The following is a 13,446-nucleotide window of genomic DNA, read 5'->3' on the forward strand; positions in this document are numbered from 1 at the left end:
GCCCCCCGGGAGGAAAACCCCCCCCCGCGGGCCCCCGCGGGGCCGGGGCCTTTCCGTATGGGCAAGGCGCGTTGGTATGCGCAACGCGCCTTCGCCGGACTACTCCTCGGGGTGCTCCTCCTCCAGCCGAGGCGCGATGAAGCGGCCCATCGGCAGGACGTTGCGGCCCCACGTGGACGCCAGGATCTGGCCCGCGAGGAGATACAGCGCGCCGAGCGCGGCGAGCAGACCCGACCAGCCCGTGACGCGGTTCCAGCCGACACTGCCCGTGAAGCCCACCACCGTCATGCCGATGAAGGCCATCAGGACGCAGGTGAACGTGAAGAGCAGGGCGACATGGATGCGCAGCGCGCCCAGCCACAGCACGAACACCACGAACACCCACGGCAGCGTGAACAGGCCCATGGTGTCGCCGCGCAGCGCCGGGTCGAGCCCCGGCGTCACCCACTGCAGCATCAGCCCCTTCGCCATCCAGAAGAGCCCGAACGAACCGAAGACAGTGGCGTGCCAGGTGTCGCCTCGGTGCGCCTGGAACAATCCGGCGATCAGCTGCGCGAGACCGCCGACGAAGAACCCCACCATCGGCAGCACGGGGTGCGAGAGCTTCTCCGGGAAGACACCCGCGTCGATACCGGTGGCGATCACCGTGACCACGATGAACCCGGTGAGCCCGAGCGGACCCAACTGGGCCTGCGCGGACGGCTCCATGCGCTTGACGGACAGCGCCTGGGCGATGGGGCCCGAACGGTTCAGAAGGTTCATGAGCGCTGCTCCTCGGCCTCTGCCTGGAGCTCCTTCTTGTCCTGGCGCACCAGCGACATGACGATCGCCACGGCCGCCGCGCCCACCGCCCAGCCAGCCAGCGTCAGGAACGCGCCACCGGCGCCGTTGCCCTTGAAGTACGCGATCGAGCGGGCCGCGAAGGTGCCCGCGCCCGGCGGCAGGACCGGGCCGATGTGCCGCCAGAAGCCCGGAAGCAGCGGATACGGATAAGCGCCGCCGGCACTGGGATTGCCGAGCACCACGACGAGCAGGATCGCCAGGCCGATACCGACGATTCCGGCGAGGCCCTGGAAGGCGAGCGTGATCGCGCCGACCGCGAAGACAAGGAGGGCGCCGAGACCCCACAGCGCCATGACGCTGCCGGGCAGCGCACCGAGGAGCGGACCCGCGATCACCGCGCCGAGCAGACCCGCCACGACCGCGTACACGGCCATCGCGCCGAGCCGGATCACCGCACGCGCCGGGTTGGCCGGCTTGGCACCCGCGCTGATGGCGAGGGCCGAGGCGCACAGATAACCGCCCACGCACCAGCCGACGACGAGGTAGAACGCGGACAGACCGCGCGCGTCACCCTCCGCGTCGGGCACCACGTCCACGACCTTGAAGGTCCGCTTCTCCGCGCCCTCGACCTTGACCATGATCTCTTCGATGGCCTGGGACAGCGAGGCCCCCGCACCACTGGCGACCAGGAGCTTGTCCTCGGTGCCCTGCGGGTTGATGATCAGCGCCCCGTCGACGCCCCGGTCCTTGATCCGCGCCAGCGCATCGGCCTCGGAATCGCTGGAGCTCGGCTTGAGCGGCTTGCCCGGCAGCGCCTTCAGACGCTGCACGGCCTGATCGGTCGCCGCCTCCAACTGCTTCCGCGCCGCCGCGGCCCGCGCCGGATCGGCCTCGGCTTCGGCGGCGGCCTGGGCGGCGGGTACGGCGACCGTGACCGCGATCGGGATCTCGTGCGGCTTCGGGTTGTGGAACGCGCCGATGTACGAGGCGATGAACGCGAGTTGCACGGCGAGCACGCCCAGCACCAGCAGCGCGGTCCGTACGCTCACGGCGTCCTTGATCTCCTGCAGGAGTCCGGTACCCGGATCCTCCACCCCCCCACGGGGCCCCACGCCCCTCCGCCCGCCCCCCGCCGGGCGGTCCGCAGCGGGGGCGGGCCCGATCGGGTGAGCGGACCGGGGCTCAGCGCCGGTGCATCGTGTGCAGGGCGTCGACCAGGACCTTCGGGTCGTGGCCGCCCTTGTAGACGGGCGGCGGCTGCTTGTCGAGCTTGAGGAGTCCGGCGACCGCGGTCCAGGCGGTGCGTACCGAGTACTCGACGGTGAAGACGACGTCGTCGGGGACCTCGGCGTACTGCCCGATGAAGGCGAGATTCGTGGAGCCCTCCGGGACGACCTGCGGCCGGTCGCCCGCCTTGCGGACCAGGAACTGGCTCGTGATGTACGGCATCAGGGCCGGCAGCACGATCGAGTTCTCTAGGATCTGCGGGCCCTCGTCGAAGCGCAGGTGGTGCAGGACCTCGTCGAGGATCTCGCGGCCGGTGCACTCGCGCATCGGCTTGCGGACGAAGTCGCCGCTCTTGTCGGGGAAGAGGGCGTAGCCCCACCAGACGAAGGTGTCCTCGGGCTGCTCGTGGAAGTGCGGCTGGTGGTTGAGCACGATGGTGAGCAGCCAGCCCGAGTCCTTGAAGGTGATCAGACCGCCCTTGCCGGCCTCGCTGCCGGAGAACTTCTCCATCAGCCCGAAGAAGGTCGGGTCCTTCGTGGTGACCGTGAACGACTCCCAAGTGGAGTCGTCGATCGACGAGTTGAACACCGAAGGGTCGCCGAGCAGGCCGTCGGTGCGCTTGGCCGCGAGGGTCTCCCACAGCCGCCAGGCGCCGGCCGTCCCCGAGGTGTCCAGGGCGGGGACGCGGTCCGTGGCGCCGAGCGTGGAGTCCGCCGTCATCGAGCCGTTGGTGACCATCACCAGATCGTCCGGGGCGAGGTCCACCGTCTCCTCGGTGCCGCCGCGGGTCCAGGTCAGGCCGCGCACGGTGAGCTCGTCGCCGTCGGTCAGGTCCAAGTCGGTGACGGTGGTGCCGAGTTGGACCGTCACGCCCTGGTCGGTGAGCCACTTCATCAGCGGGCGCACGATCGAGTCGTACTGGTTGAAGCGCGTCCGGTAGATCCCCGACATGGAGTCGAAGGTCTTGAAGAGATGGACGAAGCGGTTGAGATAGCGGCGGAACTCGATCGCGCTGTGCCACGGCTCGAAGGCGAACGTGGTGCACCACATCCACCAGAAGTTCGTGTGGAAGAACTCCTGGCTGAAGCAGTCCACGATCCGCTTGCCGTCGAGCAGCTTCTCCGGCGTGCCCACGCACTTGACCAGCTCGAGGCGGTCGCGCTCGGAGAAGCCCATCGAGTGGGCGTCGACGACCTTGCCGTCCTTGTCGACGAGCCGGGCGTGGTCGTCCCAGGCGAAGTCCTCGTGGAAGGCGAAGGTGTCCTCGGTGACCGACTTCGCGGGGTCGTCGAGCGAGGGGATCGAGCTCAGCAGGTCGTAGGTGCACTCGAAGTGGATCTCGAACATCCGGCCGCCGCGCATGGTGTACCCGGTCTCCGGCGACCCCGATGCGTCGAGGCTGCCGCCCTCGCGGTCCTGCTCCTCCAGGATCACGATGTCCGACCCGGAGAACCCGCCCTCCCGGATCAGGAACGCCGCAGCCGACAGGGACGCGATGCCGCTTCCCACCAGGTATGCCTTCGCCATTGCCATGCTCCTCGGTGCTCTTCGACGGTGCTTGCCGGCCTCGACAGGTCGTCGTCAGTCTCGGTCCGGACGTCGGGACCGGCAGGGGCCCCGGGCCGAACGAGTGACGGATGCCGGGCAGGGTCCCGCGTCTTTCGTTTACACGGACCGGCTCCTGGTCGGGCACTGGTGCCTTGAGATCAGGACATTTGCGGCCGTCCGACCTGCGGTTTCGGGTGTTTCCTTGAGTTATGAGCACGAAGACGAAGGTTCCCGAGACATCCACCCTCCGGCACGAGGCCTACTCCTGCATCTGCCTCGACTGCGGCCACAGCTGGGAGCAGGAGTACGACGTCAGGCGCTACGTGGACGGCCGGGGCGTGACCCGGGTCCGCTGCACCGGAGGCGACGGCGAGGCGGTCCGCTCCCCGGTCACCCGGCCGTACTGCCCCGCGTGCGAGTCCACTGTCCTGCGCGTCCTGCCGGCCGGTACCGCCACCTCAATGGCACGCGTGCTGCTCGGCCCGCCGCGCCAGGGCCGCCCCGGTCTGCTGCGGCGACTGCTCGGCTGAGCTCAGGAGAGATCGGGCAGCAGGGGGAAACGAACGACAGAAAGCGAGTGATGCGCCATGGCCACGGCCACAGTCCCAGCCGACGTCTCCCCGGTGGTGATGCCTGACGAAGCCGATCCGTCGCCCGACGGGCTGACCGACGCCCAAGTGCGCGAGCGGATGGCCGCGTTCGGTCCGAACGAGATCGTCGAACGGGAGAAGAGCGCGCTCAAGGAGTTCCTGGGGCACTTCTGGGCGCCGATTCCCTGGATGATCGAGGTCGCCCTGGTGCTGTCGGTCCTCGTGCGCCGCTGGCCCGATGCGGCCATCATCGGCGTGCTCCTGATCGTCAACGGTGTGGTCGCCTTCGTGGAGGAGCACGAGGCGGCGAACGCCATCGCGGCCCTCAAGGAGCGGCTCGCCACCGAGGCCACGGTCATCCGCGACGGCGTATGGCGTACGGTCGCCGTCCGCGAACTGGTTCCGGGTGACCGCATCCGGGTCCGGCTCGGGGACGTCGTACCCGCCGACGCCCGCATCCTGGACGACACCACGATGGACGTCGACCAGGCCGCGCTGACCGGTGAGTCGCTGCCCGTCGAACACGCCCGCGGCGAGACGCTCTACTCCGGCGCGGTCATCGCGCGCGGGGAGACCGACGCTGTGGTGACCGCGACCGGTGAGCACAGCTTCTTCGGCAGGACCACGGCACTGGTCGGCGAGGCCGGCACCGAGAGCCACCTGCAGAAGGCCGTGCTCAGGATCGGCAACTACCTGATCCTCCTCGCGCTCGCCCTGGTCTCCGTGACCCTCGTCGTGTCGATCGCCCGCGGCAACCCCGTGCTCACCGTCCTCGAGTTCGCCCTTGTGGTCGTGATCGCCTCGGTCCCGGTCGCGCTGCCGGCCGTGATGTCCGTGACGCTCGCGGTCGGGGCGCGCACATTGGCCCGGCACAACGCTGTCGTTTCCAACCTGCCGGCCGTCGAGGAGCTCGGCAGCATCGACATCCTCTGCTCGGACAAGACCGGCACCCTCACCGAGAACCGCCTCGCGATCCTGGATCCGTGGGTCCCCGCCGGTGTCGACCAGGCCGAGCTGCTCGGCTCCGCTGCCCTGGCGTCCCGCAGCGAGAACGCCGACCCCATCGACCGGATCGTCATCTCCACCGCCCAGGACCGGCTGCACGGCGCGTCGGACGGGCTGGTCAGCGAGTTCGTCCCGTTCGATCCGGTGCGCAAGCGGACCGAGGCGACTGTCGGCATCGACGGCACCCCCGGCGCCTACCACGTGAGCAAGGGCGCCCCGCAGGTCATCGCGCAACTCTGTGACGGTGACCCGGCGGCGGAGCAAGTCGGCGGGGTCGCCGACGAGTTCGCGGCCCGCGGCTTCCGCTCGCTCGCGGTGGCCCGCACCGACGACACCGGCGCCTGGCGGCTGCTCGGAGTGGTGCCGCTGGCCGACCCGCCCCGGCACGACACCGCGGACACCATCGCGGCGGCCCAGGACCTGGGCGTCCAGGTCAAGATGGTCACCGGCGATCAGGTCGCGATCAGCCGGGAACTGGCCCGTCAGATAGGCATGGGCGACAACATCCTGAACACCGCCGCGCTGGAGCGGGCCGAACCGGGCTCGGGCTCCGCCGGAGAGCTGGAGCTCGCCCACCTCGTCGAGGTCGCGGACGGGTTCGCCCAGGTCTTCCCCGAGCACAAGTACCGCATCGTCAAGATGCTGCAGGAACGCGGCCACATCGTCGGCATGACCGGCGACGGCGTCAACGACGCCCCCGCGCTCAAGCAGGCCGACGCCGGGATCGCAGTCGCCGACGCCACGGACGCCGCCCGCGCGGCCGCCGATGTCGTGCTGCTCTCGCCGGGCCTCGGGGTCGTCTCCAAGGCCATCGTGCAGGCCAGGGAGATCATCCAGCGGATGGTCAACTACGCCACGTACCGCATCACGGAGACCCTTCGCGTCCTGGGCCTGATGACGCTGACGATCGTCGCGTACAACTTCTTCCCCGTCACGGCGATGATGATCGTCCTGCTGGCGCTGCTCAATGACGGCGCCATCCTCACCATCGCTTACGACAAGGTGCGCGGCTCGTGCAAGCCGGTGGTCTGGGACATGCGCGGGACACTCGTGCTGGCCACCGTGCTCGGTGTCGCCGGAGTGTGCGAGACCTTCCTGATGTTCCTGCTCGGCCACGAGGTCTGGCATCTGGGCGACGGGACGATCCAGTCGCTGGTCTATCTGAGCCTTTCGGTCTCGGGCCAGGCCACCATCTTCGTCACCCGCACCAAGGGCCCGTTCTGGACCTCGCCCGCGCCGGCCAAGCCCCTGCTTCTCGCGGTCCTGGCCGCGCAGTTGATCGCGACCTGTGTGACCGGCTTCGGCATCGGGATGACGGCCCTCGGATGGGGCCTGGTGGCCTTCGTCTGGGTGTACGCGGCGGTCTGCTTCCTTCTGGAGGACCGGCTGAAGCTGCTCACGCTGCGATGGCTGGAACGGCACCCCAAGAGCGTCATCACCCACTGACAAGGCGAGACGCCTCAGGCCCTGCCCCGACACTGGGGCGGGACCTGCCTGTGGGCAGGGAGCCCCGCTCTCGCCTGCGTTCGTGGCTTTGTGCCACAGAGCGGGCGCCGTACTCCGATGGCAAGGTGAATCGACCAGTCATGCCGTGTGACCCAGGGATATGTGCTGAAGGGAGGGCCCGGGTGGTCCCGATCGCCCCCTTTGCCGGCCTGCGCCGCTCCCTGTCGCCCGCGGCCTGGGACCGGCTGGCGGCGTGCGGGGCGCTTGTCGTCGCCGCGGCCATGGAGCTCCCGGCCGTCTGGGCGCACGGCTCGTGGGCCGCGCATCCGCTGCTGCGCTGGCTGGGTATCGTGCTGGCCGCCGGCGCGCTGCTGTGGCGGCGCACCAGGTTCCCCGCCGCCGGGGTCGTGGTCCTGGCGGGGACGGCGCTGAGCATGCACTACGCGGCGGTGTTCTTCCTCGCGTACGCGGCCGGCCGCTATCAACCCGTCGTACGAGCCTGGGTGTTCGGGCTGCTGGCCAGTGCCCTGGTGTTCGTGCTGACCGCGACCGGTTCGGGGCCGCCGCTGGTGCAGGACGGTTCGGTGACGAGTGTCGCGGTGATCGTGTTCATGGTCGCGCTGACCGTCGTGGCCGGTACGACCCGGCGCCAGCGCGAAGAGGACCTCACACAGGCGGCGAACGCCGCGCGGCAGCGTGCCGTGGACGCGGTGAACGCCGAACGGAGCCGTCTGGTCAGTGAGTTCCACGATCTGCTCGGCCACGATGTCGCGCTGCTCAACATCCTCGTGGAGTCCCTGCGGGCCGAGCTCACCCCCGCGCCGCCGGGCGGGCGCACCCTCGAACTGCTCGACTCAGCCCAGCGGCAGTGCGCGCAGGCCTCGGATCACCTGCGGTCCATGACCGGGGTGCTGCGACTGCGCGAGCTGGACCAGGGGCTCGACCGGTCGCCCGTACGCGGGGGCCCGCTGCTGTCGGCGGATGCCGGGCAGGCCGAGGCGGAGGCGCTGGGCGGATCACTGGAGAGCGTACGGGCCTCCGGCCTCGAAGTCCGTTTGAGCGACGACTTCTTCGAGCACTTCCGCGCGCTGCCGCCCGAGCACCGGCGCACGGCCCGGCGGATCGTCACCGAAGCGCTGACGAACGTGCTGCGGCACGCGCCGGGCGCCGACGTACGCCTCGAACTCGCCGTACAACCCGAGGGCTGGGTCCTCGGCCTCGGCAACGGCAAGCCCCGGGGCGCCCCCGTCCGGCCGGCGGCACGTGGCACCGGGCTCGGACTTCCGGGTCTGCGCAGCCGGCTCGGCGCTCGGCGGCGTTTTGACCGCGGGCCCGCGGCCGGACGGCGGCTTTTTGGTGCGGGCCGAGGTGCCGTGGCCCGACGCAGGATCCGGTGCCCGGCCCGGGAATCAGGCCTGGCGTACCGGCCCCCGTGACGACTTCCCCCGAGGAGAGACGCAATGATTCGCATCGTCATCGTCGACGACGAGGAAGTCGTGCGAACCGGACTGCGCACCATCCTCGATGGCGGAGCCGATATCGAGGTGGTGGCCGAGGCCGGCTCGGGCGAACAGGCTCTGGAGCTGGTGGCAGCTCACACCCCGGACGGCGTCGTCCTCGATCTGGCCATGCCGGGAGGCCTCGACGGCGCCGAGACCGCGCGGCTGCTGCGAGAACGCCACCCGGACCTGGGCATCCTGATCCTCACTGCACTTGCGGACGAGGATCAGGTCGCCCGGGTCTGGCGCGCCGGCGCCGACGGTTATCTGCTCAAGACGGCCGCCGGGGATCAGATGCGGGCCGCCGTGCACAGCGCCGTCGCACACCGGGCGGTGCTCTCGCCGGCGGTGATCGCGACCGTGATGGACCGGTTCGCGGGGCACCTCCACCCGGCGGGCGGTCCGGAGCTCGTGGCGCAGGCCGCCTCGCTCTCTCCGATGGAACTGCGCTGTGTCGTCGCGGTTTCCGAAGGGCTCGGCAACCGGGAGATCGCCGAACGGCTCTCCCTCGCGGAGGGCACGGTCAAGTCACATATCTCGCGGGCGCTGCGCAAGTTCGGGCTGGACAACCGCACACAGCTCGCGCTGCTCGTCAACGACCAGCGGGGGATCTTCCTGAAGGCTCTGGGGCGCTGAGCCGCTCCAACCCCCTTGCCGTGCAAGGGAGGTGGACGGGCGTGTTCTGTTACGCCGCGTGGGACGGCGCGGGAGCCGGTCGTGCCGCGGCCGGGCCGACCGCGGCCGCCCCGTACTTGTTCCGGGCCCGGTCGACGGCCTCCTCGATCCGGCGGGCCTTCTCGTCGACGGGATCGAAGAGCAGCTGGTGGGAGGTGTGTTCGGCGGGGACGAGATCGTCGGCGCGCAGGGCGAGGGAGCGGACCCGGGCCCGTTGCAGGGCGAGTTTGTCGTGGAGCTCGTAGGCGAGGGCGGTGAGCGGGGGCGTGTGGGCGGTGGCTTCGCGCAGGGTGCGGGTCCGGGTGGTCGTCGAGCGGTCGGCGTAGCGGACCGTGAGGGTGAGGGCGCGGGCCGCCTGGGCCTCGGCGCGCAGCTGCAGGCCGAGGCGGTCGGTGAGGGCGAGCAGGGCGGCGCGTTGGCGGTCGCGGTCCAACTCGTCCTGCGGGAAGCGGTGTTCGACACGCAGTGTGCGGGGCGGGCCCGCGGGGACGACCGGTGTGGGATCGAGGCCGCGGGCCGCGTCGTGCAGCCGGCGGCCCGCCGCGGTGCCGAGGATCCGCTGCAGGGTGCCGAGGGGCGCGGCGGCGATCTTGCCGATGCTGTCGAGCCCGTACGAGGACAGGGTCCGGGTCGTCGCGGGACCCACTCCGTGCAGGGCGGCGGCGGGCTTGGCCGCGAGGAAATCGGCGACCTCGGCCATGTCGTCGGGCAGGGTGCGCACGGCCGAGGGCGGTCCGTCGGCCGCGACCATCCGGGCCAGCATCGGGTTGGCGGCGACACCGACCGTGGAGCGGAGCCCGTACAGGCCGCCCGTACGGGCCCGGATGCGTTCGGCCAGACCGGGGGCGTCCGTGCCGAAGTAGCGCAGGCTGCCGGAGACGTCGGCGAGCGCGGCGTCCGGGGGGAGGGCCTGGACCTGCGGGGTGAACTCGGCGAGCAGGGACAGCAGATGGTGGTAGATCTGCTCGTCCACCAGGTCGTGGAAGTGGATGTACATGATCTGCACCCCTGATCCCTCCTTCGGGTGGCCGCTCATCCCGCGCTCCCCGGGCTCTGGTGCCACAACTTGCGGCTCTGCTTGACCGATTCGCCGGGCGGCTGCAGATCCGCCCACGGGTGCAGCTCGTAACCGGTCTCCAGGCGGATGCTGCGGCCGTCCCCGGCGGGGTCCGCGCTCGGCCGGTCCGCGGTGAGCCGCTCGGTGACCGCCGAGAGCCCTCCCGTACGGCGCAGTTCGGCCAGTTCGGCCAGGTCCCAGGCGGCCGAGCCGGTCACCGAGAGCGCCTTGCCGCTGCCGCCACCGCGGCGCTGCACCACTCCCCGTACGAGAAGCAGCCAGGAGTGGAAGACGGTGTGCGCGCAGGCGTCATGGCTGTCCTCGAAGAACGCGCAGTCGACAAGCCCCGACGTGTCGTCGAGCGTGGTGAAGATGACGCGCTTGCCCGAGCGGATCGGCGGGGTCTGCACGGCGCCCTTCGCGCCGGCGACCAGGACCACCTGTCCGTGCGGCAGGTCCTTCAGGCGCTGGGCGGTGGCCACGCCGAGTTCGTCGAGCAACTCCCGGTGGTCGCCCAGGAGATGGCGCGAGGTGTCCATGCCGAGGATGCCCAGCTCGGCGCCGAGCCGCTCGACGTCGTCGAGGTCGGGCAGATGGGCGGGGGCGACCTCGGCCGGCGCGTCATCGCTCTCGCCGAGCGTCAACTGGCCCTGGGCGGCGCCCTTCTGCCCCTTCTGCAGCTCGGCGATGTGCAGCATCAGATCGCGCCGGTTGCGGCCGAAGGCGTCCAACGCGCCGACCTGCGCGAGCCGTTCGGCCACCGGACGGGAGGGGCGGGCCCGCGAGAGGAAGTCCTGCAGCGAGGTGTACGGACGGCCCGCGACGATCCGTGCCGCCTCGGCCTCGCTCATTCCGCGGACATCGCTGAGCGCGAGCCGTACGCCGTGAGTGCCCTTCGCGACCGCCGGATCAGACACCAGTTCGATTAGATAGGCGGAGTCCGAGGCGTTCACGTCAAGGGGCAGGATCGGTACGCCTCTTCTGCGCGCGTCCGCGAGCAGCAGGCGTTTCGGGTACATCCCCGGGTCGTGTGTGAGCAGCCCCGCGTAGAAGGCCGCCGGGTGGTGGGCCTTCAGCCAGGCCGACTGGTACGAGGGGACGGCGAAGGCGACGGCGTGTGCCTTGCAGAAGCCGTACGCGCCGAAGGCCTCGATGATCTCCCAGGTCCGCTCGATCACTTCATGGGTGTAACCGCGCTTGCCGGCCTCCTGCGCGAACCATGCCCGCACTCGCCCGATCAGCTCGGGGTTGGACAGGGCGCGCCGGGTGTGGTCGCCGAAGGCGAGGGAGCAGCCGGTCATCACCTTCAGGATCCTGATGATCTGCTCGTGGAAGACGACCACGCCGTACGTGTCCTCGAGTGCTTCCCTGAGGTCCTCGTGCGGGTAGTCGGGTGCCTGCTTGCCGTGCCGGGCCTTGATGAACGGGTCGACCATGTTCGCCGCGACCGGCCCGGGCCGGAACAGCGAGATGTCGACGACGAGGTCGTGGAAGGTCTCGGGCTGCAGCCGGGCGATGAGGTCGCGCTGTCCGGGCGACTCGGTCTGGAAGCAGCCCAACGTCTGGGAGGACTTGATGAGCTGATACGTCCTGGGGTCGGCGGGCGGGACCTGTCCGGGGTCCTCCATGTCGATGTGGCGGCCCGTGGCGCGTTCGATCTCCGTGACGGCGTGCGCGATCGCGGACTGCATCCGCACACCGAGCACATCGAGCTTGAGCAGGCCGAGGTCCTCGACGTCCTCCTTGTCGAACTGGGACATGGGGAAGCCCTCGGTACTGGTCGGCATGACCGGGGTGCGCCGGAGCAGCGTCGTGTCGGAGAGCAGCACGCCGCACGGGTGCATGGCGATGCCGCGCGGCAGCGCGTCCAGGGCCTCGACGAGATCCCACATCTGCGGCCCGTACGCCTGGGGGTCGATGCCGCGCAGCTCCGGCAGTTCGGCCAGGGCGGCGCGGGCGTCGCGCGCCCTGATGTGCGGGAAGGACTTCGCGAGCCGGTCCACCTCGGCCGGGTCGAGGCCGAGCGCCAGGCCCGTGTCGCGTACGGCATGACGGACGCGGTACGTCTCCGGCATGGATACGGTCGCGACCCGCTGCGGGCCGAAGCGCGCCAGGATCGCGCGGTAGACCTCCAGGCGGCGGGCGGACTCCACGTCGATGTCGATGTCGGGCAGTTCGGCGCGGTTGTCGGACAGGAAGCGCTCCATGAGCAGACCGTGCTCGACGGGATCGGCGGTGGCGATGTTCAGGAGGTGGTTGACCAGCGAGCCGGCGCCGGAGCCGCGTGCGGTGACCCGTATGCCCAAGTCCCTTGTGTCCTCGACGACTTGGGCGACGGTGAGGAAGTACGAGGCGTAGCCGAGCCGGTCGATCAGCTCCAGTTCCGCCTGGAGTCGTTCCCAGTACGCAGGCTTGCGGTCGTAGTGGCGCAGCACCATCCCGGCAGCGCACTTGGAGCGCAGCACACGCTCGGGGGTGCGGCGGGTGGCCCCGACGAGATCCGGCTCGGGGAAGTGGACGCGGCCGATGCCCAGATCGTCCTCGGGGTCGACCCGGCAGGCGGCGGCGGTGTCCGCGGTGACTTCGAGCAGGCGGCGCGCGGTGCTGGTCCGGTACCCGGCGGCCTCGGCGATCTGCTCGGCGATCCGGGCCATGTCGGCGGGTGGCTTGAGCCAGCGCTCGCCGGGGTCGAGGGGACCGCGCCGGTCGATGGGGACGAGCCGGCGTGCGGAGTCGAGGACGTCGGCGACCGGGCCCTGGCCCTCGTCGGCGTAGCGCACGGAGTTGGTGAGCGTCGGCAGGATGCGCTGCTCGGCGGCGAAGCCGAGAGCGCGGGCGGCGTGCCGCAGCGACCCCGTGCCGGTGCCGCTCAGCCCGTGCGAGACGACCTCGATCCGCAGTGCCGCATCTCCGAACCGCTCCCGCCAGGGCGCGAGCAGCCGGGCCGCGCGGTCGGGGCGTCCCGCCGCCAGGGCGCGGCCGACGTCGGAGCCGGGGCCGAGCAGGACGGTGAGGTGCTCGCCGAAGGTGGCGTCCCAGGACAGCAGCGGGCGCCGGCCGTCCGTGTGCGCGGCGGTCACCAGGCGGCACAGCTCGGCCCACCCGCGGGCCCCGTCCCGCGCGAGAAACACCACGCGCTGGGCCGACTCGTCGACAAAGGCGCCGCCGCGTGCGGGGGTGCGCCGCCGTTCGGTGCGCCGTGCCTTTTCCTCGGGCGCCGCGACGGCGAGATCCACCCCGAACAGCGGGCGCACCCCGGCGCGGCTCGCGGCCTTGGCGAAGCGCACCGATCCGCCGAGGGTGTCCCGGTCGGTCAGCGCGATCGCGTCCATCCCGCGCTCGGCCGCCCGCTCGGCGAGCCGCTCGGGGTGCGATGCGCCGTAGCGCAGCGAGAACCCGGAGACGGTGTGCAGATGCGTAAAGCCGCGCATCCGTACCACCTCGCCACTGCTGCCCCCTGCCCTTACTGTCGACCACGCCTGCCTCAGTGGCCTGGTCAGGCCACTGTATCGAACATCCTTGCGATTCGCCTGGTGGTGGTGACACGGTGGGTGGCGAGGGGCGGCTCAACGGCTGTGAAGCGCCTGTGCCCCCGCCTTCGCGGCGGGGGCACAGG

General features: G+C 71.0%; 8 protein-coding genes and 1 pseudogene. 4 read left to right on the top strand and 5 right to left on the bottom strand.

The window, feature by feature from the left end; genetic code table 11:
• Window positions 1–99 precede the first annotated feature (99 nt).
• The 3 genes and pseudogenes from JAO81_RS07345 to JAO81_RS07355 all read right to left on the bottom strand — a co-directional run.
• Window positions 100–762, bottom strand: a complete 663-nt coding sequence (locus JAO81_RS07345) for an acetate uptake transporter (RefSeq protein ID WP_199546960.1) — start codon at window positions 760–762, stop codon at window positions 100–102.
• Window positions 759–1,877, bottom strand: a complete 1,119-nt coding sequence (locus JAO81_RS07350) for a DUF3533 domain-containing protein (protein WP_199546961.1) — start codon at window positions 1,875–1,877, stop codon at window positions 759–761. Before JAO81_RS07350 ends, JAO81_RS07345 begins: the two co-directional genes overlap by 4 nt.
• A gap of 88 nt (window positions 1,878–1,965) precedes the next feature.
• Window positions 1,966–3,552, bottom strand: a pseudogene (locus JAO81_RS07355) (oleate hydratase); the annotation flags it as partial.
• A 215-nt stretch (window positions 3,553–3,767) separates the two neighbouring features.
• Here JAO81_RS07355 and JAO81_RS07360 point away from each other — a divergent pair.
• From JAO81_RS07360 to JAO81_RS07375, 4 genes are all read left to right on the top strand, one after another.
• Entirely contained in the window at window positions 3,768–4,088 is a 321-nt protein-coding gene (locus tag JAO81_RS07360) for a hypothetical protein (protein ID WP_199546963.1), read from the top strand.
• A 57-nt stretch (window positions 4,089–4,145) separates the two neighbouring features.
• Complete coding sequence (locus tag JAO81_RS07365; protein WP_199546964.1) at window positions 4,146–6,599, top strand: plasma-membrane proton-efflux P-type ATPase; 2,454 nt, start codon at window positions 4,146–4,148, stop codon at window positions 6,597–6,599.
• 182 nt (window positions 6,600–6,781) lie between these two features.
• Window positions 6,782–8,035 carry a sensor histidine kinase gene (locus JAO81_RS07370; protein ID WP_199546965.1) on the top strand — a complete coding sequence of 418 codons (1,254 nt, stop codon included), beginning with the start codon at window positions 6,782–6,784 and terminating at the stop codon, window positions 8,033–8,035.
• A gap of 24 nt (window positions 8,036–8,059) precedes the next feature.
• Window positions 8,060–8,734: a response regulator transcription factor gene (locus JAO81_RS07375; protein WP_199546966.1), complete on the top strand. Its 675-nt coding sequence runs from the start codon at window positions 8,060–8,062 to the stop codon at window positions 8,732–8,734.
• Window positions 8,735–8,783: 49 nt separating this feature from the next.
• Here JAO81_RS07375 and JAO81_RS07380 read toward each other — a convergent pair whose 3' ends face one another.
• Window positions 8,784–9,809: a hypothetical protein gene (locus JAO81_RS07380; RefSeq protein WP_199546967.1), complete on the bottom strand. Its 1,026-nt coding sequence runs from the start codon at window positions 9,807–9,809 to the stop codon at window positions 8,784–8,786.
• Entirely contained in the window at window positions 9,806–13,261 is a 3,456-nt protein-coding gene (locus JAO81_RS07385; RefSeq protein WP_199546968.1) for a DNA polymerase III subunit alpha, read from the bottom strand. The genes JAO81_RS07380 and JAO81_RS07385 overlap by 4 nt, the downstream gene beginning before the upstream one ends.
• Between the last annotated feature and the right edge of the window lie 185 nt (window positions 13,262–13,446).

The organism is Streptomyces sp. N35 (assembly GCF_016464295.1).
In the GTDB taxonomy this organism is placed as follows: domain Bacteria; phylum Actinomycetota; class Actinomycetes; order Streptomycetales; family Streptomycetaceae; genus Streptomyces.